The organism is Parabacteroides sp. 20_3, from assembly GCF_964238835.1.
GTDB lineage: Bacteria > Bacteroidota > Bacteroidia > Bacteroidales > Tannerellaceae > Parabacteroides > Parabacteroides distasonis.
In genome coordinates, this window is sequence record NZ_CAXSNO010000009.1 from 124,072 (window position 1) to 145,036 (window position 20,965).

The 20,965-nt window shown below is 48.3% G+C and carries 18 protein-coding genes; 13 read left to right on the forward strand and 5 right to left on the reverse strand.

Features of this window, described 5'->3' with window-relative positions:
- Positions 1-49 precede the first annotated feature (49 nt).
- The 6 genes from ACESPU_RS17800 (at position 50) to ACESPU_RS17825 (ending at position 8,071) form a co-directional block, all read left to right on the forward strand.
- Entirely contained in the window at positions 50-1,369 is a 1,320-nt protein-coding gene (locus ACESPU_RS17800) for an ABC transporter permease (RefSeq protein ID WP_122144337.1), read from the forward strand.
- A gap of 17 nt (positions 1,370-1,386) precedes the next feature.
- Positions 1,387-2,685 (forward strand): ABC transporter permease, encoded by a 1,299-nt coding sequence (locus tag ACESPU_RS17805; RefSeq protein WP_122144336.1) that lies wholly within the window; start codon positions 1,387-1,389, stop codon positions 2,683-2,685.
- Positions 2,686-2,738: 53 nt separating this feature from the next.
- Positions 2,739-4,028 carry an ABC transporter permease gene (locus tag ACESPU_RS17810; RefSeq protein ID WP_122144379.1) on the forward strand — a complete coding sequence of 430 codons (1,290 nt, stop codon included), beginning with the start codon at positions 2,739-2,741 and terminating at the stop codon, positions 4,026-4,028.
- A gap of 43 nt (positions 4,029-4,071) precedes the next feature.
- Entirely contained in the window at positions 4,072-5,334 is a 1,263-nt protein-coding gene (locus ACESPU_RS17815; protein ID WP_158532296.1) for an ABC transporter permease, read from the forward strand.
- A 157-nt stretch (positions 5,335-5,491) separates the two neighbouring features.
- Entirely contained in the window at positions 5,492-6,793 is a 1,302-nt protein-coding gene (locus ACESPU_RS17820; protein ID WP_057326915.1) for an ABC transporter permease, read from the forward strand.
- Positions 6,794-6,829: 36 nt separating this feature from the next.
- Positions 6,830-8,071, forward strand: coding sequence for an ABC transporter permease (locus ACESPU_RS17825; protein ID WP_158532297.1), 1,242 nt, complete (start codon positions 6,830-6,832; stop codon positions 8,069-8,071).
- Positions 8,072-8,168: 97 nt separating this feature from the next.
- On the opposite strand, the gene ACESPU_RS17830 is transcribed toward ACESPU_RS17825, so the two are convergent.
- Both ACESPU_RS17830 and ACESPU_RS17835 read right to left on the reverse strand, forming a co-directional pair.
- A complete protein-coding gene (locus tag ACESPU_RS17830) occupies positions 8,169-8,726 on the reverse strand; it encodes a phosphatase PAP2 family protein (RefSeq protein WP_008773430.1) in 558 nt (185 codons plus the stop codon).
- A 4-nt stretch (positions 8,727-8,730) separates the two neighbouring features.
- Positions 8,731-9,108 carry a diacylglycerol kinase family protein gene (locus ACESPU_RS17835; protein WP_005854690.1) on the reverse strand — a complete coding sequence of 126 codons (378 nt, stop codon included), beginning with the start codon at positions 9,106-9,108 and terminating at the stop codon, positions 8,731-8,733.
- 218 nt (positions 9,109-9,326) lie between these two features.
- Here ACESPU_RS17835 and ACESPU_RS17840 point away from each other — a divergent pair, with 218 nt between their 5' ends.
- From ACESPU_RS17840 to ACESPU_RS17865, 6 genes are all read left to right on the forward strand, one after another.
- The gene (locus tag ACESPU_RS17840) at positions 9,327-10,367 is read left to right on the forward strand and encodes a sensor histidine kinase (protein ID WP_122144335.1); all 1,041 of its coding nucleotides are present in this window, start codon (positions 9,327-9,329) and stop codon (positions 10,365-10,367) included.
- A gap of 1 nt (position 10,368) precedes the next feature.
- A complete protein-coding gene (locus tag ACESPU_RS17845; protein ID WP_057326949.1) occupies positions 10,369-11,073 on the forward strand; it encodes a LytTR family DNA-binding domain-containing protein in 705 nt (234 codons plus the stop codon).
- 125 nt (positions 11,074-11,198) lie between these two features.
- Complete coding sequence (locus tag ACESPU_RS17850; RefSeq protein ID WP_005854697.1) at positions 11,199-12,683, forward strand: TolC family protein; 1,485 nt, start codon at positions 11,199-11,201, stop codon at positions 12,681-12,683.
- A gap of 9 nt (positions 12,684-12,692) precedes the next feature.
- Positions 12,693-14,063: a sigma-54 dependent transcriptional regulator gene (locus tag ACESPU_RS17855; RefSeq protein ID WP_044545124.1), complete on the forward strand. Its 1,371-nt coding sequence runs from the start codon at positions 12,693-12,695 to the stop codon at positions 14,061-14,063.
- A 12-nt stretch (positions 14,064-14,075) separates the two neighbouring features.
- Positions 14,076-15,377, forward strand: coding sequence for a PAS domain-containing sensor histidine kinase (locus ACESPU_RS17860; protein WP_005864800.1), 1,302 nt, complete (start codon positions 14,076-14,078; stop codon positions 15,375-15,377).
- 312 nt (positions 15,378-15,689) lie between these two features.
- Complete coding sequence (locus ACESPU_RS17865) at positions 15,690-16,082, forward strand: Dabb family protein (RefSeq protein WP_005854703.1); 393 nt, start codon at positions 15,690-15,692, stop codon at positions 16,080-16,082.
- Positions 16,083-16,147: 65 nt separating this feature from the next.
- On the opposite strand, the gene ACESPU_RS17870 is transcribed toward ACESPU_RS17865, so the two are convergent.
- Together ACESPU_RS17870 and ACESPU_RS17875 are read right to left on the reverse strand one after the other, a co-directional pair.
- Positions 16,148-17,245, reverse strand: coding sequence for a phosphotransferase enzyme family protein (locus ACESPU_RS17870; protein WP_005854705.1), 1,098 nt, complete (start codon positions 17,243-17,245; stop codon positions 16,148-16,150).
- Positions 17,246-17,334: 89 nt separating this feature from the next.
- Entirely contained in the window at positions 17,335-17,589 is a 255-nt protein-coding gene (locus ACESPU_RS17875; protein ID WP_005854707.1) for a type B 50S ribosomal protein L31, read from the reverse strand.
- Between the two features lie 223 nt (positions 17,590-17,812).
- Here ACESPU_RS17875 and ACESPU_RS17880 point away from each other — a divergent pair, with 223 nt between their 5' ends.
- Positions 17,813-18,811 carry a class II fructose-bisphosphate aldolase gene (locus tag ACESPU_RS17880; protein WP_005854709.1) on the forward strand — a complete coding sequence of 333 codons (999 nt, stop codon included), beginning with the start codon at positions 17,813-17,815 and terminating at the stop codon, positions 18,809-18,811.
- Positions 18,812-18,881: 70 nt separating this feature from the next.
- Here ACESPU_RS17880 and ACESPU_RS17885 read toward each other — a convergent pair whose 3' ends face one another.
- Positions 18,882-20,888, reverse strand: coding sequence for a hypothetical protein (locus tag ACESPU_RS17885; protein WP_217775637.1), 2,007 nt, complete (start codon positions 20,886-20,888; stop codon positions 18,882-18,884).
- Positions 20,889-20,965 lie beyond the last annotated feature (77 nt).

Consider the following 20,965-nt stretch of genomic DNA (forward strand, 5'->3'; position numbering starts at 1 on the left):
AGACGGGGCGTGCCCCGTCTCCCACCGACTGATAGAATATTTAAATCGAATGAATATGTACAAGATCTACTTAAAACAAGCATGGGCCCTGATCCGGCAAGAACGGCTGTTCAGCTCGGTCTATATCGTGGGGACGGGATTGGCGATCTCGCTGGTGATGGTGTTGTCCATCGTGTTTTACGTGAAAATGGCCTCTATTTATCCGGAGATGGACCGGGACCGGTTGCTGACCGTGAAGAGCGCCACGCTGAAGAATGAGAAAGGGGGAACGAGCAGTAGCCCGGTATCGCCCCGCTTCGTGGAAGAGTGCCTTGCGGGCGTACCCGGTTTGGAGGCGTTGGCGTTACGTTATGATGATGCCACTTCCGCTTTCGTGCAGCCGGTGGGCAGTCCCGTGCAGGTACCGGTCATGAAGATGGGGGTGAACGATGGGTTCTGGAAAGTATTCTCCTTCCGTTTCTTGGAGGGTAAGCCTTTCACCGAGGCCGATTTCCGGTCGGGGATGCCCGTGGCGGTAATCGCCCGCTCACTGGCCAAGCGGCTTTATGGAGAAGGTAGTGCCGTGGGGCAGACCTTGAGCCTCGACTTTACCTCATTTCGTGTGGTGGGCGTGGTGGACGATGTATCTTTCCTGATGGATCGGGTTTTCTCGCAGGTCTGGTATCCGTATACCCAAGCGCCCGACTTCGAGGAGCGGGTCCGATACTCGGAGGCGCATATGCCCGGGCTGGGGCCCTTGAGGGTCTATATGCTCGTGAAGGATAAGGCGGACATCGGCAAGGTGCGGGAGGCGGTGGCGGATAACGTGCGTCGCTTCAACCAATCGTTGGACGTGGATGGCAAACGTGAGTTCTCCCTTCTTGGGCAGCCGGATCGCCATTGGGAGAGTATCTTCCGGTATTGGTCGAACGTGGAGCCGGATATCGTGGGAGACTTGAGCCGTTATGGGGTGATTTTCCTGCTCCTGCTGCTCGTCCCCGCCGTCAGCCTCTCGGGCATGGCCGATTCCCGCATGGAACGGCGTCTGGGCGAGCTGGGCGTGCGGCGTGCTTTCGGGGCGCCCAAGGGATCGTTGATCGGACAGGTCTTGATAGAGAACTTCCTGTATACGCTGCTGGGCGGCTTGGTGGGACTGCTGTTCTCCTTCCTGCTGGTGACGTTCGCCAGTTCGTGGGTCTTCAAGATCGGCAAGGGGTTTTCGGAGGCCGCCCCGGATGGCGTGGACGTATCGCTTTCCATGGGGATGCTGTTAAACCCGTGGGTCTTCTTGATCGCTTTGTGCGTATGTTTCCTGTTAAACCTGATGTCGGCGTTGTGGCCCGCTTGGCGTGCGTCAAGGCGACCTATCGTTGATTCGTTGAACGCTTAAATGGAGGGAAGAAAGATATGTGGAAAATGACTTGGATACAATTGATGAACCGCTGGCGTAGCAACGTGTGGGTGTGCGTGGAGTTGCTGCTCGCCTTTTGTCTGGCGTGGTACATGGTGGATTACTTCTTCGTGGAGATCTATAACCGTAGTCTCCCCTCCGGACGTGACTATGCGAATGTCTGGCAGGTAGAAATGGGCCTCTTGCCGGAAACCTCCCCCGACTATCGAGCCGCCGAGAGTGACTCGATCGCCATGCTGGAAAATTATGAGCGGATAAAAGACCGCCTGCGCGATTATCCGGGGGTGAAGGCGATGGGCGCGGCCTCGGGCTGTTACTCCATGCCTTATACGGGCTGTTATTACGGTATCGGTTTGGCGAACGCGGCCGATACGAGCAAGCGGGAAGCGGTCATGAGGTATGAGATGGATCCTACCACGGATTTCCTGTCGGTCTTCAACCATTCGTACGCCAAAGACGGCCGTCCGGTATCTACATCCGATTTTGATTGGGGAGACCCCCGCGCTATAGTAACCACCCGGATGGTGGAGCGAAAGGTATTTGGAGAGGCATCCGCCGTTGGGCGTGAGGTGAAAGACCCTTTCGACGAGGAGGGCCCGACTTATATCGTAAAGGGCGTATTAGAGGATATCAAGCGTTTTGACAATAGCCTACCCCAAGGTGCCGCATTCTTCGCGATCCGTCCCTCGGTGGAGGAGATCCCCGAGATGAATTATTTCATACGGATCGATCCTGCCGTGGCTGGTCCTCGTTTCGCCGATACGTTCCGGGAGAAGATGAACCGTGAGCTTCGGGTGGGGAACTTCTACCTGAAACGCCTGACTTCCTATGACCGGATCAAGGCCGATACCGATTATTCCTTTGGCGTTACCTACGATTACCGGGTCCGTATGGCGTTGATGGCCTTCTTGGGACTGAATATCCTGCTTTGCGTGATGGGTACGTTCTGGTACCGGGTGCGGATGCGCCGAGGAGAGATCGGGTTGCGCATGGCGATCGGTTCGCCCCGCGAAGAGATACGTAGCCAGATGGCTCGTGAGGGCATATGCCTGTTACTCATGGCTACCCCGCTCGCCTTGTTGATAGAGGCTCAATTCGTGATGGTCGGCTTCTTGGACATCCCCAAAGGGACCTTGCCGGAGCATTACTGGCCGGCGATCCTGCCGCTCCGTTTCTTGCTGGTGAATATCCTGACATGGATACTGCTGGCTGTCGTCATCCTGCTCGCCGTCTGGCTCCCCGCCAGCAAGGCCGCCGAGATGGAGCCGGCCGAGGCGCTGCGGTATGACGGATAACATATAATGCCCCGTCTCCCACCGACTGAATCGTATAATTAAATCAAATGAATATGTACAAGATCTATCTAAAACAAGCCTGGGCCTTATTGAAAGAGAACAAGCTCCTTTCCGGAGTCTCTATCTTCGGTACGGCCTTGGCGATTTGCATGATCATGGTGATCGTGATCGTATGGCAGATGCGTACCGCCAATTACGCTCCGGAAGACTATCGGGACCGGATGATGTACGTCAGTGATACCCGTGCCTCCTACAAAGAGAACGAATCTTATAACGATTGCTACCTTCTCGCTTCCCGGGTAGTGAAAGATTGTTTCTATCCCTTGCGCTCTGCCGAGAAGGTCGGCATGGCCTATCATGGCGTGCAACGCTTGGCGGCAGTGGCGGATCATACGGTGGAGTTCAAGTGCGACGTGACCTTTACGGACGCGGCGTTTTGGAATATCTTCAACTTTCGCTTCCTCTCCGGTAAGCCTTATGGCGAGGAAGAAGTACAAAGTGGCATCATGGATGCTGTGGTAAGCGAGTCCGTGGCACGCCGGTTGTATGGCACGACCGAGGTTGTAGGCCGTACCGTCGAGATCAGCTACGTGCCCTATACCATCCGTGCCGTCGTGCGGGATGTCTCCCTGCTAGCCGAGTCTGCCTATGGCGATGTCTGGTTGCCTTATACCACCGACAATTCCCTGTATGATAATGGTTCCGACCGTCTCGTCGGGGGCTTCTGTTGTTATATCCTCGCAAGTTCGTCCGCCGACTTTGATGCGATCCACTCCGAGGCCGAGGCGAATATCGCTCGCCTTAACGAATCACAAAGCACGCACCTGCTGAAAATTGGAGGAGGACCCGATACCCATTTGGGCGATTTGGCTCGCGAGGACGCTTTCTCTGAGCCGAATGTACGGGAACTGGTCATGAAATATGTTATCATCGTTCTTGTCCTTTTGCTGATCCCTGCCATCAACATGAGCGGTATCACGCAAAGCCAGATGCGTAAACGTATGGCGGAGATCGGGGTGAGGAAGGCGTTCGGGGCGACACGCTCGGAATTACTGACGCAGGTACTCTACGAGAATCTGTTGCAGACCTTGCTGGGAGGTGTGTTAGGTCTGTTTTTCTCATACGCCTCCGTACTGCTCTTGTCCGATTGGTTGCTGGATACGGGCACGGCATCGATGGGTATCGGTCGCACCTTCGTCAATGCGGAGATGATGTTCAATCCATTGATCTTCCTTTATGCGTTCCTTGCTTGTCTTGCGTTGAACCTGCTGAGCGCCGGCATCCCGGCTTGGCGAGCCTCAAGGATGCGTATCATCTCGGCTCTCAACGAGAATGTTCATTAATCTCCCGCGTTGGATGATAGCTATACTAAAATAATAGAAAGATATGATACGACATTTATTACAATTGATCTGGAACCAGCGCAAGCAAAACGCTTGGTTGTGGGCTGAGTTATTGCTGGTCTCGGTCTTCCTTTGGTTCCTTGTGGACTACCTGTATGTGCTGGGGCGCACGTATACGGCTCCTCTGGGCTTCGATATCCGGCATACGTACAGCATCGTGATCAGCAGCCTCTCGGAAAGAAGCCCGGATTATATCCCGAAGGAGAAGCGGGAGCGGCCGGATGGTGTTCATCTGCTGACGGCGTTGGATCGCATCCGCACCTATCCCGGCGTGGAATCGGCCTGCCTTACGGATGGGGGGATGCCTTATTATATGGGAAGCCGTAACCTCGTTTGGCGGATTGATACGTTGCAGGTGCCCTGCCGCTATGCTTTCGTCACCCCGGAGTTCTTCGACGTGTTCCGTATCTATGATAAGGACGGCAAGACGGCTTCCTTGAAACGGGCCATCGAGGATAACAACTCCATCGTAATCTCCGCCGACGTGGAGACGATGAATCCCGGCCTTTCCCTACTCGGGCAAAAGGCGTACCGGGGGAATGTGACCGACGAGATCGAGGAGACGATCCGTGGTATCAGCGTCCCCATCCGCCGTCATGAGTACACCAAGGCGGAACCCAACGTCTATAGGGCCCTGCGGCTAAGCCGGATGGAGGAAGGATACTATGAGGGGATGATAGATGCCGTGCGACTCTGCGTACGTGTCCGTCCGGATGTCGATAATGCTGATTTCCCCGCACGCTTCCGCAAGGATATGGCCGAACAGCTTCGGCTAGGCAACCTCTATCTGCTAGACGTACAGCCCTTGTCATATATTCGCGACGGTTATATCCGTTCGATCGGCGTAGAGAACGAGGTGAAAACCCGTGTGGCGGTAGCCTGCTTCCTATTGGCGAATATATTCCTCGGCATCATCGGTACCTTCTGGTTCCGTACGGAATATCGCAAAGGCGAGATGGGGCTTAGGATGGCCTTAGGCTCTACCCGCCGTCAGTTGAACTCGATCATGGTGGGAGAGGGTGTCCTATTGCTGGTCTTGGCGTTTATCCCGTCCTTAGTCATCAGCTTCAACATCGCCCATATGGATTTGATAGATACCTATCAGCTTCCGTTCACGTGGCTGCGCTTCGCGATTTGTGGAGGGATTACGTTTGTCTTGATCGTCCTCATGATCATCTGTGGCGTATGGTATCCCGCCCGCTCGACAGCTCGCTTGGAGCCGGCGGAGGCTCTGCATTACGAGTGATCAGGGTAGCGTAGCCTGCTTTCGGGAGTGTCCGATAACGAGCCAGATGTTCGTTATCGGACACTTTTTTATGATATGTCTGTTGATATACAGTTGTTTACGTCTTTGGCACAGCATTTGCTAATAGATAGATAACAGTCATAAAAACGAACACTTTATGTATAGGCAATATTTTAGACAAGCTCTACAGATGCTGAAAGAAAGCCCTTTCTTCAGTGTGATTACTATTCTGGGCACGGCCTTGGCGATCTGCATGATCATGGTGATGGTCATTGTCTTCGAGATACAAAATAAAGGCTTCAAGCCGGAGTTGAACCGGGATCGGACGCTTTATGTGAAGGACGTGGCGATCACGCATAAGAATGAGGAGGATGGCGGTATGAACTATTCCCTTGTCGGTGGCCGTGTGGCTAAGGAGTGCTTCTTTACGCTGAAAACCCCGGAGGCCGTCAGCATGCAATTGATGCGGATGCAAACGCTGGTCACTTCCACGGATCAAACGAGACGGATGAAATGCGATCAGATACGGACCGACGAGGGCTTCTGGAAGATCTTCGATTTCGAGTTCTTGGCGGGAAAACCATTCCTGCGGAGCGATGTGGAGAGTAATATCAAGAAAGCGGTGATCAGCCGTGGTTTGTCGTTCCGTATGTTTGGATTGGCCGATGAGAGCGTGATAGGGCAAACGATATTGGTGGCACGCCGTCCGTACGTGGTTGGCGGTATTGTGGAGGACGTATCTCCCCTCGCCAACCATGCGTATGCCCAGATCTGGATTCCCTATGCTCAATCCGATGTGGATCGGCTGATAAACGAGGAGACATTGGAGGGGCTGATCGGTAGTTATAGGGTCTTGATATTGGCTCGCTCAAGCGGTGACTTCGACAAGATCAAGACCGAGGTGGAGCAAAACGTAGCCCGGTTTAATAATTCCTTGCAAGAACTCAAGATTGACTTGATGAAGCAGCCGGATACGCAGATGGAGAGCCGCCTTCGCTTGTGGAGTAATGTCGTACCCGACGTGCCGAGAATGTTGGGGCAGTATGCGTTGGTCTTGATCGTCTTGCTTCTGGTCCCGGCTATGAACCTCAGCGGGCTTACTGCGTCAAGGATGCAGAAACGCATGGGGGAGCTGGGGGTACGGAAAGCGTTTGGCGCGAACCGTGGCACGTTGATACGGCAGGTACTGGCGGAGAATCTCGCCGTGACGTTATTGGGCGGGGTGTTGGGATTGCTGTTCTCCTATGTGGCGATCTTCTTGCTTAAGGATTGGCTGTTAGGCTCGTTCGAGCTGGCTTCCTTGAATAGCGGCCTGACGTTGAGCGCGGGGATGTTGATCCGTCCGGCTATATTCTTCTTTGCTTTCCTGTTCTGTTTATTGCTGAATCTGCTGAGTGCGGCGATCCCGGCGTGGAATGCCTCTAATGGGAATATAGTGGATTCATTGAATGATAAGTAATAACCGGTTTTGTTAATTCTATAATTCGTCACTGAAATGATAAAGCATCTAGTAAAGATCATCTGGAACCAACGTAGGCGCAATGGGTGGATTGCCGCCGAGATCCTGTTGGTATTCGTGGTTCTGTGGTACATAATCGATTCGCTAATGGCGGTTGGGAAAGTCTTCTTCGCCCCGATGGGATGGGATATCGACCATGTCTATTGGATTTCGATGGGTGTGGAGGAGGTAGACCGGAACGAGATGGATTCTACCTATCGATACGTCACTTCCGGACGCAGCATGCTGACGGCGATCGACCGTATCAAGACCTGCCCGGGCGTAGAGGCGGTGGGCGTGGGGCTGATGTCCATGCCGCATACGGGAGAGAACCGGTACATGCAGGTAGACGTGAACGATTCTATAAATGTTGAGTACGTGAAGCTACTGGAAGTGACACCCGGTTTTCTGGAGGTGTTTAATTTTCGTCCCATGGAAGGCGAGAAGAAGGATTGGGAAGAGATGCTGAACGGGCGTCAGGTTGTTCTTTCCGCCGGCCTGTTTAGGGAATTTCAGGAGAAAGGCGGCAAACGGGATGAGGGGATTTCCTTCTGGGGGGATAGGCGATCGATCGGTGGGGTTACCGCCGATTTCCGTGCCGACCGTTTCACGAAAAGCTGTAGCTGGCTGTTCATGCCTTTGACGGATGAGGAGATCGCCGAGGACGATACCGATTTCCATGTGAAGATCGCCGTCCGGGTAAACCCTTCCGCGGATCATGATTTCCCGGAGTTCTTCGTGAAGCAAATGGAGAAGCAACTCTCCATAGATCGTTTGTATTTGCTGGATGTCATCCCATACTCGGACTTGAGATATAGCATGGAATTGAGAAACGGCGTAAAATCCGAGTTGCAGAACCAGATCGCCGTGATGGGCTTCTTGCTGTTCAATATATTCTTGGGGATCATCGGTACGTTCTGGTTCCGCACGGAACAACGGAAAGGGGAGATGGGTTTGCGGACCGCTTTGGGTTCCACCCGTTTCAGCTTAAAGGGGATCATGATTGCCGAGGGGTTATTATTGTTGACATTGATCGCGATCCCGGCCTTATTGATCTGTTTTAATCTTCATGTGTCGGAATTGACGAAAGGATTCTATATGGATTATACGATAGCCCGTTTCGTGGCGGGTTTCTTTATAACCTACTTGGTCATGGCGGTGATGATCATCTTGGGGATATGGTATCCGGCTTACCAAATGGTCCGGTTGGAGCCTGCGGATGCCTTACGGTATGAATGACTTTTTTGTTTAACATATACACTTACACACAATTGAAAGCCCGGTCTTGTAGTGATACATGGCCGGGCTGTTTTCGTGCTTGGCAAAAATCTGCGAGTTAAAACGTCATTGACGCATATACCCCATAATGCCCGTCTCCCGCTACCGGGCTGATAGACAGGTTATGTTTCTTTGCGAACGGGCGGGTAAAGATATAGGCGCTACCGGCGCCGATAACGGCTCCCGCCGCCACGTCCCACCAATCATGCTTCTTCCCATAGACCCGGCTCCAACCCACGTAGGTAGATACCGCATAAGCCGGAATACCCCATTTCCATCCATAACGCCTTTGGATAAAAGCGGCTCCCGCGAAGGATACGGAGGTATGCATGGATGGGAACGAATGATTATCGCTGAAGTCGGGCCGCTCTTTCTTCACTAGGTATTTCAGCGCATAGGTTACGCCCAATGTCGTAACCCCGGTGAATACGCCTTGTTTCAGCCCTTGCCAATCTTGGGTTGCCAATACTGTCGCCAAACTCGCCACCGGAGTGATAAACACCAATACGTCTCCCGAGGTCCGTATGGCTTTCCGGCTACCGGTCACCTTCAATTCTTGTCCGTTAACGGACAGGCACAGCATGAGCATTGTAATTGCGAAAAGGATATGTCTCATAGATTTAAAATATAGTTGCTATTTTAGGTATAAAAATGATAAACCCGACGATCGCTGCCGCTATCGCCATCAATAATACAGCTCCCGCCGCCAAGTCTTTCGTTCGCTTGATAGCCTCATTATACTCAGGGGAGACCAAATCTGCTAGGGCCTCGATGGATGAATTGACCGCCTCGGCAGCTAATACCGCTCCGATCACGATCGTTACTGCGATCCATTCCATGCGGGAAAGTCCGAATACCACCCCGGCTATAAGTACACAAACTGCCGCGAAACAATGGATCCAAGCGTTATGCTCCTTCGTGATCAATAGCTTGATTCCGTTGAAAGCGAATTTAAAGCTTCTGGCTCTCTTTCGAAATGTGAAACCGTCATTCTTCATTTTTATAGCATCTCTTATTGAGGAGGGCAAATATAGGTATTTTTTGCCTTTATCGCATATCCTGACGAACAAACAGGATATTCACCTTTCATATTCCGCAATTCGTCAAGATTACTTGTTGGTTTTTATCTGGAACGATAACTTCGTTGATTAAAAAAGTGCCCGTGATACGAGCATAGATCAAAGTAAAAGAATAAATTTATGGCTTGAAATCAGATATGAAGATAAAATATAACTTTCTAAGTCCGTTGCTAATGGCGATATTGGCGATCTGTTGCCTGTGGATTGTTACGGATGTCGCTTATGGTGTTCGCATGTGGGAACTGGGAGTGGATGCGTGGATCGGGCGTATCAAGGCCCTTACTATTATATTGATCGGCGTTAGCTTATCTTATTTGTTTTTTAATTACTTGGCTAATACTTTTTTAGATAGGAATAAAGAGCGGAGGTCCCGCCCGGTGTTCCGGGAATATCTATGGGTGGTCTTGTTTAATTTAGTCGTGCTCAATATCGGCTTATATATCGTGATCTATTCTATAAATGGAACGACCTATCGGTGGGGAGAGGCGTTAATGATCAATGCGGTAGCTGTGCCGATCTTTCTCCTATACTATTTCTTGATCCGTAATAATATATTAGCCAAACGCTATTCGGAGAAAATCGTCCAATTGGAGAAAATGAAAGTAGATCAATTGGAAACGCAATTGAAGCTGCTGAAGATGCAATACCATCCCCATTTCCTGTTTAATGCCTTGAATACGATCTATTTCTTGATTGATGAGGAAAATGAGGAAGCGATTGAGGCTGTAGAGTTACTTTCGGACTTACTCCGTTATCAATTATATGATATAAATACGAAAGTGACGATCGAAGAGGAGATTGATTATTTGCGAACATATATTCAATTCCAGCGACTTCGTATGACGAAACGCTTACAGTTCGAGGAGTCCTTTGACCCGGAATTGACCGGACAAAAAATACATCCGTTGCTTTTCCTTCCATTATTGGAGAATGCGTTTAAATATGTGGGCGAAGCGTATTGGATACAAGTATCTATGCGGAAAGAGAGGTCAAAGGTCTGCTTTGGAGTAAGCAATACTTTCAATCCGGACTCCTTGGAACAAAGAAAGGGGAAAGGCATTGGGATCGACAATCTGAGAAAACGATTGGAGCTATTGTACCCGGATAAACATGAGCTACGTATAAAAAAAGACAATACCCGTTTTAGGGTTGAGTTATGTATTGATTTATCAGAATAATATGGAAATAAAGTGTATCATAACGGATGATGAGCCAATCGCCAGAAAAGGACTTCGGCGACACATCGGTAAAATTGATTTTCTGACCATCGTCGGAGAATGTGAGGACGCTATACAACTCAATAATATGCTGAATTCGGTTCAAGCGGATTTGCTTTTTCTGGATATAGAGATGCCGGATATGTCTGGACTGGACTTTTTGGAGAGTGCTCAGAACGCTCCTAAGGTAATTATCACCTCGGCATACGAGCGGTATGCGTTGAGAGGATATGAGTTTGACGTGGTGGACTATTTATTGAAACCAATCTCTTTTTCCCGTTTCCTGAAATCGGTCAATAAAGCACATGCGTTGATGGAATCTACATCGAAAAGCGAGGAGCCTGTTTATATCTTTGTCAAGACGGAGAAGCAACTTAAAAGGCTTTATTTAAAGGAGATTCAATTTATAGAGGGCATGGAGAACTATATTGTTATCCATACCCTCACTTCCAAAGAGATCGTTCATCTCCGGTTGAAGAGTATATTGGAAACGTTGCCGGCACAAATTTTTATGCAAGTGCACCGCTCTTTCATCGTGAATCTTTCTTATGTACAAGCGATAGAAGGAAATCTATTAATCATTGGGGAGCATAAAATTCCGGTGTCGCGTCCTTTACGGGAAGAGGTATATAAATCGATCGTCAATAATCAACTCATTCAAAGATAAGTATCCAAAAACGAACACACTGTTCATTATCGAACACTTTAAATATTCCTATTTGTCGGATTATCAATAGTATATGTTTTTGGCATGCCTTTTGCCTTAGGCAGGATAAAAAAACTTATACTAAGATGAGAAGGATCTATATAGCGATGTGTTGTCTGTGGGCGGGGATTTCGGGAGTATGTGCCCAAGACAATACGAATAAAGTTCGAATAACCCTGCGGCAAGCGATCCAGATCGCACAGCTTCAATCCGTAGACGCTGCCGTGGCGCTCAATGAGTTGCGAACGGCCTATTGGGAATTCCGTACGCATCGGGCGGATCAGTTGCCGGAAGTGATATTTACGGGGACTCTGCCTTCATATAGCAAGCAATACTCGAAGTACCAGCAATCGGATGGTTCTTATACCTATGTGCAAAACAATGCCTTAGGCTTAAATGGAGAGATCTCTATCGCCCAGAACATAGCCTTGACCGGAGGTAAGATCGCCTTGAATACCTCCTTGGATTTTACCCGTCAGCTAGGTAGTGGCGCTTACAACGAGTTTATGAGCGTACCTGTTAGTTTGACATTGACGCAACCGATCTTCGGCGTGAATGACCAAAAATGGAAACGTCGTATCGAGCCTGTTCGTTACCAAGAGGCTAAGGCCGCTTATATGGAGAACGTGGAGAATGTAACGATCGCTACCATCACGAATTACTTCAACTTACTGTTGGCGGAAGATAATCTGGATATCTGTAATCAGAACTTGCTGAACGCCAATAAACTCTATGACATAGCGGTAGCGAAGCGTAAGATCGGGCATATCTCGGAGAGCGAGTTGATGCGTTTGAAACAGTCGGCCTTGCAAGCGAAAGGTAAGCTAACCGAGGCTCAATCCAATTATAACGCGATGATGTTCAAGCTCCGTTCCTTTTTAGGGATGAGCGAGCAAGACGTGATCGAGCCTGTTCTTCCCGAGGCGATAGAAGGGGTCCGTATGGATTATCAGGCGGTATTGGAGAAGGCTCAAGAAAATAACTCGTTCTCAAAGAATATCATGCGCCGCCAGTTGGAAGCGGATTATGATGTGGCGACCGCCAAGGGAAACCGTCGAAGTATTAACCTGTTTGCCTCCGTGGGTTATACCGGTAAGGATATGTCCATGCGAGGAGCTTACAATCCATTGAAAGATAACCAGATCGTAGAGGTCGGGCTTTCGATTCCTATCTTGGACTGGGGAAAACGGAAGGGAAAGGTAAAAGTAGCCGAATCGAATCGGGATGTCGTACTTTCCAAGATTCGTCAGGAGCAAATGGATTTTAATCAAGATATCTTCCTCTTGGTGGAGAATTTCAACAATCAGGCCGCTCAATTGGAGATAGCCGCCGAGGTGGACACGTTGGCGGAAAAGCGCTACAAGACCTCGATCGAGACTTTCATGATCGGAAAGATCGATATCCTAGACCTGAATGACGCCCAGAGCTCGAAGGATGACGCGAAGCAAAAGCATATCCAAGAACTGTATTATTATTGGCGCTATTTTTATAACATCCGTAGTATAACATTGTATGATTTCTTGAATAATCGTACATTAGATGCCGATTTCGAGGAAATCGTGAAACGATAAATTGATTATATGATACTGATAATAGATGATGACGCGGCTGTTCGTTCCTCGCTTACATTCCTGCTAAAACGTGCGGGTTTCCGGCCGGAGGCGGTTCCGGGGCCGAAGGAGGCCTTGGAGGTAGTCCGTACCACGGCGCCGGAGCTGATCTTGATGGATATGAACTTCACGCTGACTACCACGGGCGAGGAGGGGATTCAATTATTGAGACAGGTGAAGATCTTTCGTCCTGATGTACCCGTGATCTTGATGACCGCTTGGGGATCGATCTCTTTGGCCGTGCAGGGAATGCAAGCCGGAGCCTTCGATTTTATCACGAAGCCTTGGAATAACTTGGTATTATTAAAATCGATCCGGACCGCCTTGGAACTGAGCGAGCAGAAGAAGGAGGCAAACGCTCCCTTGAACCGTTCGGATGCCGATCATAAATTTCATTTTGATAAGATCGTGGGGCAAAGTGCCGCTTTGATGGATGTCTTGGGGACGGTCTCGCGTATCGCTCCGACAAACGCCTCTGTTTTGATTACCGGCGAGAGCGGTACGGGTAAAGAGCTGATAGCGGAAGCGATCCATGCGAATAGCCCCCGGTCGAAAGAGGCTTTCGTAAAGGTAAACTTAGGCGGACTTTCCCAAAGTCTTTTTGAGAGCGAGATGTTCGGACATAAGAAGGGGGCTTTTACGGATGCGTACATGGATCGGGTAGGGCGTTTCGAGATGGCGAACAAAGGTACGATCTTCTTGGATGAGATCGGCGATTTGGAACTGTCTTGCCAAGTAAAGCTGCTTCGGGTATTGCAAGACCAGACCTTTGAGGTCTTGGGGGATAGCCGCCCCCGGAAGGTGGATATACGGGTCGTAAGCGCTACGAACCGGGATTTACGATCGATGGTGGCGGACCGTACGTTCCGTGAGGATCTTTTTTACCGGATCAATTTGATCACAGTGCATTTACCCGCCTTGCGTGAGCGAAGGGAGGATATCCCATTGCTGGCCCGATATTTCGCGGATAAGCAATCGGAGGTCAATGGGCTACCGAGGGTGGAGTTCTCATCGGATGCCCAGACCTATTTAAGCCGTCTTCCTTTTCTCGGTAATATCCGTGAGTTGAAGAACTTGGTGGAGCGGACGATCCTTGTGTCGGGTAAGACGCTTTTGGATGCCGCTGATTTCGAGGTTCATTGCATGAATACATCCGGCTCTAAATCAACGATTCCGTCTTCTTTGGAGGGCTTGACCTTGGATGAGTTGGAGAAGCAAACCATCTTACGCTCCTTGGAAGCGCATGGAGGTAATTTATCGCATGTCGCTACGGCGCTGGGAATCAGTCGTGCCGCCTTGTACCGGAGATTAGAGAAATACGGAATCCCGGTCGATAAATAAGAAGAGGCAAGGATGAGGCTGAAAGGACTATTCTGGATATTGACGACGCTGCTGTTGACTATATTGGCGGTGGTGACTTATTATGTCTTTTATACGTCTTCTATCCGGATGTTTTTCGCGGTAGAAGCCTTGGTCTTGCTTACGATCATCTATTTATTTGTCTTTTATCGCCGTATCATAAAGCCCTTGCATATCATCGGTAACGGTATGGAGTTGTTGAAAGAGCAAGACTTTAGTTCCCGCTTGGGAAAGGTTGGGCAAACGGAGGCGGACCGGGTGGTCGATGTGTTTAATAAGATGATGGAGCAGTTGAAGAATGAGCGTTTGCACCTCCGGGAGCAAAACCATTTCTTGGACTTGCTGGTCAACGCCTCTCCGATGGGAGTGATCATCTTGAACTTGGATGAGGAGATTCTATCCATGAACCCGGCTGCGTGTAAATTGTTTGGCGCACAAAGCTCGGAGGATATGGTGGGAAAACGTTTTCTCCAACTAGATTCTCCCTTGGCGGAAGAATTGGTACGGGTTCCGATGTATCAAGCGCAAACCGTCCGATTGAACGACGCTAATATTTATAAATGTACGCATTCTTCATTCGTGGACCGGGGCTTTCACCACCAGTTTTATTTGATAGAGACGTTGACCCAAGAGGTGTTCAAGGCCGAGAAGAAGGCGTATGAGAAGGTGATACGTATGATCTCTCATGAGGTGAATAATACGACCGCGGGTATCACCTCTACCTTGGATACGTTGGAGTCTACTTTCAGCGGGATGGAAGATATGGAGGATGTCTGCGAGGTTTTGCGGGTCTCCATAGAACGCTGCTATAGCATGAGCCATTTCATCACCAATTTCGCAGATGTGGTGCGTATACCCGAACCCCAAAGTCGTCCGCAAGAATTGAACCAAGTGGTGTCCGCTTGTAAACGCTTTATGGAGACGGTTTGCCAGAACCGGAATATCGAGATTGTTATGGATCTGAGCGAGGAATCTCCAGTCGTGAATTTGGATAATTCATTATTCGAGCAAGTCTTGGTCAATATTATCAAGAATGCCGCCGAATCCATCGAGCGGGATGGAAAGATTTATATCCGGACGACTGTGCGTCCCACCTGCTTGGAGATAGCCGATACGGGCAAGGGCATCGACAAGGAAACGGAAACTAAACTATTCAGTCCGTTCTTCTCTACGAAACCGAACGGACAAGGTATCGGCTTGATCTTTATCCGTGAGGTACTGTTAAAACATGATTGCCGATTCTCTCTCCGCTCTTACGCGGATGGATTGACAAGGTTTAAGATTTGGTTTAGTTGAAATAATCCCTTTATGGTTTGAGGTTTTTCCCTTGTAGGCTAAGGCTGTATCCTTACAGGTGTTAGCCTTTTTGTCTGCTTGTATTCATCATGCAACAGCCGTTGCATGATCATCTACCAACTGTTGCACGATCTTCTACCAGCCGTTGCATGATCGTCCAACAGTTGATAGATGATGGATGTCTCTAGAGGAAAAGTCTAAAGATAGGGATGGAAAGGACTAAAGGATACGGAGGTTTTGGGCAAGCTGTACTGGATTTTATACTATCTTTGGGCCGTATAACAAAGCAATAGAAATCTAATCTTGAATATCATGAAGAAAGTAGTATCTGTATTATTTATCCTTGCGATTATCGTATTTTCTGTATTAATGGTAAGCTATTCGAGTGATCAAAAGCCGGAGAAAGTTCTTCGCCATGTTGTTATGTTCGGTTTTAAGCCGGATGTGTCTGAGGCGCAGGTGAAAGAGGTTGAGGATGCCTTTTGTAAGTTGCCTTCTCAAATCGACTTGATCAAAGGATATGAGTGGGGAACGGATTGTAGTCCGGAGGGATTGCAACAGGGCTTGACTCATTGCTTTTTCTTGACTTTTCATTCGGATGCGGATCGGGACGCCTATTTGGTACATCCGGCGCATAAAGCATTTGGCAAGGTGTTAGGAGGGAAGGCATCGGCGGTTACGGTGTTGGATTATTGGACGAAATAAAAAGAATGGGCGGGATGAATCAATGAGTCACCCCGCCCGTTTTTATATTCCTTAGTTACTTTATATTATAACCATTGATTCATGAACTGATCCATCTCTTCCGCATGGGCTTCCAGACTTTGAAGTAGCTTGAATTGAGCTTTTGTGCGGATTAAGTTATGTTTCGGGCTATGGATCTTGTAATAGGTATCGCCGTTGATATAATCGGTTAAGAAACGAACGGTCTGCATATAAGTCAATAAGCGTCCACCGTAAGGTAGCAATTTGATCTCGGTAGGAGTTAAGAACGCCTTGGCCTTTTCCATGTATCCACGGGTATAGGCTTTGAATATCTCCATGTTAACGTTTACGTTATCCAGATTCTCATCGTCCTCGGCACCCGTATTGGCTCCGGTACGGATAAAGTCGCCGATATCGGAAAGAACGAAGCCCGGCATTACGGTATCCAAGTCGATCACGCAAAGCACCTTGTCGCTATCAGCGTCAAACATCATATTGTTAACTTTTGTATCGCAATGGTTCGTGCGTTTCTTCAATTGGCCCTCACGGTACAGGCGTTCTTGGATGCACATCGCTTCGGCACGTTTCTCGATCTCCTCTACCAAATCTTTCACCTCTTCCAACCGGCCTGCCGGATTAGCGGCTACAGCCTCATGGAATTGTCGCAAGCGGAACTCCATATTATGGAAATCCGGGATGGTCTCGCCCAGCGTACCCTCGGGTATATCGGACAACATGGTCTGGAAATCACCGAACGCTTTGCCAGCCTCATAAGAAAGCTCAGGAGTTACTTCCTCATAGCTTTTGCTGCGAGGGATGAATAGGCATACCCGCCAATAACTATCTCCATCGAAATAATATTTTTTCCCGTCTTTAGTCGGCAAGAAGGTTAATACCTTACGGTCGATATCCGTTTCACCTTTTTCCTCCAGCTTCTTGCGGATATGAGTGGTAACCACATGGATGTTATTTTGCAGCATATCCACATTGGTGAAGATTAAATGGTTGATACGCTGTAGCACGTATTTGATCTCCCCTTTCTCGTTGGTCACTTTCAATGTATCATTAATGTGTCCGTTTCCGAATGGTTCAGCGGAAACTACTTTCTCGTCCAACTGGAACTGATCCAAGATGTTTAGTAATTGTTCTTTCGTTTTTGCCATGATATTTCATTATGTTAACTCCCGCGAAGATACAAAAAAAGGCCACGATACAAATCGTGACCTTTTTTTATTTCTTAAAGAAAGAAATCTTATTTCTTGTTACGGTTACCATAACGGCTCATGAACTTATCAACACGTCCGGCTGTATCGACCAACTTAGACTTACCAGTGTAGAACGGGTGAGAAGTGTTAGAGATCTCGACCTTTACCAACGGATAAGTTACGCCGTCGATCTCGATCGTCTCTTTAGCGTTAATAGTAGAACGAGTGATGAATACATCATCGTTTGACATGTCCTTAAATACTACAGGACGATAATTTTCAGGATGAATACCTTTTTTCATTGCTTTATTATCTATTTTAATTTATACTCTGTATATATTTGGTAACCGGTATTTTGGCTTGCAAAGGTAAGGGTTTGCCACAAACAAACAAAGAAAATCGTATTATTTTTTTCAAGAGCGTTGATTTTGTGTTATTTTATATGCTTTGAAGCATCATTTGTCGTGAATCTTGATTATCTTTGTGCAAGTTTTTAATCATTAACGTAATAACATAATAACAACTATGGTAAATTACAAAGATTTGGGCTTGGTGAACACAAAAGAAATGTTCGCTAAGGCTATCAAGGGCGGATATGCTATTCCTGCTTTCAACTTCAATAACATGGAACAGATGCAGGCTATCATCAAGGCTGCTGTAGAGACAAAATCTCCGGTTATTTTGCAAGTTTCAAAGGGCGCTCGCCAGTACGCAAACGCTACTTTGCTTCGTTACATGGCACAGGGTGCTGTTGAATATGCTAAGGAATTAGGTTGCCCGAATCCTCAGATCGTTCTTCACTTAGACCATGGTGATACGTTTGAGACTTGCAAGAGCTGTATCGACTCTGGCTTCTCATCTGTAATGATCGACGGTTCTCACCTTCCTTATGAAGAGAACATCGCTTTGACTAAGAAAGTTGTTGAGTACGCTCATCAATTCGATGTAACTGTAGAAGGCGAGCTTGGTGTATTGGCAGGTGTTGAGGATGAGGTTTCTTCAGACCACCACACTTATACCAATCCTGAGGAAGTTATCGACTTCGCTACTCGTACGGGCTGCGATTCTTTGGCTATCTCAATCGGTACTTCTCACGGTGCTTATAAGTTCACTCCGGAGCAATGTACGATCGACCCTGTTACAGGTAAGATGGTTCCTCCTCCATTGGCATTCGATGTTTTGGACGCTGTTATGGAGAAACTTCCGGGATTCCCTATCGTTCTTCACGGTTCTTCTTCTGTTCCTCAGGAAGAGGTTGAGACTATCAACAAATTCGGTGGCGCTTTGAAGGCTGCTATCGGTATTCCTGAAGAGTGGTTGCGTAAGGCTGCTAAATCTTCTGTATGTAAGATCAATATCGACTCAGACTCTCGTTTGGCGATGACTGCCGCTATCCGCAAGACTTTCGCTGAGAAACCGGCTGAATTCGATCCTCGTAAATATCTGGGCCCGGCTCGTGATAACATGGAGAAACTTTACAAACACAAGATCATCAACGTTCTTGGTTCTAACGACAAGTTATAATCGGAAGTTTCTTGATATAAATAAAGAAAGCCATCTCGGTATCGGGATGGCTTTTCTTTTAGTCTGTAGTTTAGTCTTTTAATACCTTACGGAGTGCTTCCAACATCGGATCTACGGTAAGATCGTTGCCGGTAGCTTGCTTGATCCACACATTCGGGGTGAGGCGGCCTTGCTTGAAGATACGGCTAACCTCATTCGCGAAATCCTTGCCGTTGAGGTAGTTCTCAAGTTGGAACTCGATAATCTGTCCGAAAGCGTAGGCGGAAAGGTAGAGCGGATAACCGATCATATGGGAGTAAATCGCTAGAACGGTCTCGTCTTTCACACCGAATACCGGAGCGTAATACTTATTCCAGATTTCCTTGGAAAGACGGATCACGGCCTCCTGCAATTCCCCGGCGGTAGCGTTAGGATGTGCGTACATCCATTTCCATACGGAGATATCCAGCATGGAAACACCGCAAATCTCATACATGCTCCATATCTTATCCAAGATATCCATCTTTTCTTTTTCCGGATTCTCGTCTTTTATGCCCAGTAACTCAAGGTCTCTTTTCTGGAAGACAAAGGCCAGCGCTTCGGTGAAAGCCGTATTGGGAACTCCGTTGAGCATATAATAATCGACATCATATAATGAGATCGTTTGCTCTACGTTGTGCCCAAACTCATGGATGGCGATATTATATCCTTTGTAATCCATCCCTTGTGAAGGAATACGGGTACGTAAACGGGAACGCTGGCCTTTCATGGAGGCTCCCCACGCATGACCGGAACCACGGGCGGGATCGACTGCGATCTTATCCGCCAGATATTGGGCACGATCGGGGCTGAATCCTAGTTTCTGTAAGATGTCCGGTAGCTTCTTTTCCATCGTTACCGCATCGGGATACAGGGTACGGGTTTGCTCGTTTAGCTTGTTCTCGTCCAGATTGCTACGGGCCTTGAAGCCATCGTACCATATATCGTAGGCTTCCAGTTTGCGTCCGAGGCGTTTGGAGATGATTTTCCCCACTTCCTTTAGTTCGGGGGCGGAAAGGAACTGATCGAACAAGGCTTCTACATCGTTGACGTCTATTTCCATATCTTCCGTGAACTTACGGTCTATATACGTGTTTCCCGTATATTTGTCTATACGCTGCATGGCGTTGAAGTTATTCAACATTTTCTGATAGCGGGCCGGGCTTTCAGGGGTACCTTCTAGTTCATTTCCAGCTTGGGATAACGTATTGGCGTACGGATTCCATTCGTAACGATCCGAGTTGATCACCTCTTTCGGGATTTCTTGCGAGATGATTCGCTTTATGACCTCATATACCATCCGTTGTTTTTCCAATCCCTCTTTTCCTTTGTTATAATTGGCCTTGATCTCGTCGCGAAGGTTCCAATGGCAAAGTAAGCGCATGTCGGAGGGGAAAATGGTTTTTCCTTTAGGAGTTAGTAAATGCCCCATATAGATATTATAATCCGCGATGTAAATATCTGCGTCACTTTCCGTATCTGCGGCGGCTTGCTTTACTTCCGCCGGTATCCGTTCCGTAAACATATCGCCTAGACGGGCGTAGGCCCATGCTTTACGGTCATCACCTAACGCCTCTTTCTCCTTGAGAGTAAGTTGGGGAAAGTTGAGGGCGATGATGAAGCCGATCTTGTTGGCGTATAGATCGTCCATTAGGTGGGAACTGGGGCTGTAGGACCCGAATTTCTCATCGATGGCGTGTAGAGGTCCGGTATCTAGGTTCAAATTTCGTTGCAGACAGAGTACCATCTCGTTGAAATTGCCATTGATACCTTCAAGATACTCGCTGATCTTGAGGAAAACTTGGTCCTTTTCGGCGGGATCGGATAGATAATTCTCCCGGCAGAAGGTTTGAAACGCTTGCTCATCCCCATCGGAGGTTTGCCAGAGGCGGGCTACTTGCTCGACACCCTTCGTGATTCCTGCTTGATTCTTAGCGTCCTTGGCTATTAGCTCGTCTATCGTAGCTTTTACGATAGGAGGTTGGATGCTGGCTTGCCCTTGCATAAAGCCAAAGGCGCAGGCCAGTAACATACAAATACGTACGACTTGCTTTCTCATGGTATGTTTGTATAAAGTTATTTAAAACAAATGTATGAATAATATTCGTATCTTTGGCCGATTTTTCTAATTGAGTA

Bases quoted from the DNA above. Each gene is read 5' to 3' on its own strand.
- ACESPU_RS17825 (WP_158532297.1), top strand. From the start codon at position 6,830: ATGATAAAGCATCTAGTAAAGATCATCTGGAACCAACGTAGGCGCAAT.
- ACESPU_RS17860 (WP_005864800.1), top strand. From the start codon at position 14,076: ATGAGGCTGAAAGGACTATTCTGGATATTGACGACGCTGCTGTTGACT.
- ACESPU_RS17835 (WP_005854690.1), bottom strand. From the start codon at position 9,108: ATGAAGAATGACGGTTTCACATTTCGAAAGAGAGCCAGAAGCTTTAAA.
- ACESPU_RS17815 (WP_158532296.1), top strand. From the start codon at position 4,072: ATGATACGACATTTATTACAATTGATCTGGAACCAGCGCAAGCAAAAC.
- ACESPU_RS17855 (WP_044545124.1), top strand. From the start codon at position 12,693: ATGATACTGATAATAGATGATGACGCGGCTGTTCGTTCCTCGCTTACA.
- ACESPU_RS17840 (WP_122144335.1), top strand. From the start codon at position 9,327: ATGAAGATAAAATATAACTTTCTAAGTCCGTTGCTAATGGCGATATTG.
- ACESPU_RS17810 (WP_122144379.1), top strand. From the start codon at position 2,739: ATGTACAAGATCTATCTAAAACAAGCCTGGGCCTTATTGAAAGAGAAC.
- ACESPU_RS17820 (WP_057326915.1), top strand. From the start codon at position 5,492: ATGTATAGGCAATATTTTAGACAAGCTCTACAGATGCTGAAAGAAAGC.
- ACESPU_RS17805 (WP_122144336.1), top strand. From the start codon at position 1,387: ATGTGGAAAATGACTTGGATACAATTGATGAACCGCTGGCGTAGCAAC.
- ACESPU_RS17830 (WP_008773430.1), bottom strand. From the start codon at position 8,726: ATGAGACATATCCTTTTCGCAATTACAATGCTCATGCTGTGCCTGTCC.
- ACESPU_RS17845 (WP_057326949.1), top strand. From the start codon at position 10,369: ATGGAAATAAAGTGTATCATAACGGATGATGAGCCAATCGCCAGAAAA.
- ACESPU_RS17880 (WP_005854709.1), top strand. From the start codon at position 17,813: ATGGTAAATTACAAAGATTTGGGCTTGGTGAACACAAAAGAAATGTTC.
- ACESPU_RS17800 (WP_122144337.1), top strand. From the start codon at position 50: ATGAATATGTACAAGATCTACTTAAAACAAGCATGGGCCCTGATCCGG.
- ACESPU_RS17885 (WP_217775637.1), bottom strand. From the start codon at position 20,888: ATGAGAAAGCAAGTCGTACGTATTTGTATGTTACTGGCCTGCGCCTTT.
- ACESPU_RS17850 (WP_005854697.1), top strand. From the start codon at position 11,199: ATGAGAAGGATCTATATAGCGATGTGTTGTCTGTGGGCGGGGATTTCG.
- ACESPU_RS17865 (WP_005854703.1), top strand. From the start codon at position 15,690: ATGAAGAAAGTAGTATCTGTATTATTTATCCTTGCGATTATCGTATTT.
- ACESPU_RS17875 (WP_005854707.1), bottom strand. From the start codon at position 17,589: ATGAAAAAAGGTATTCATCCTGAAAATTATCGTCCTGTAGTATTTAAG.
- ACESPU_RS17870 (WP_005854705.1), bottom strand. From the start codon at position 17,245: ATGGCAAAAACGAAAGAACAATTACTAAACATCTTGGATCAGTTCCAG.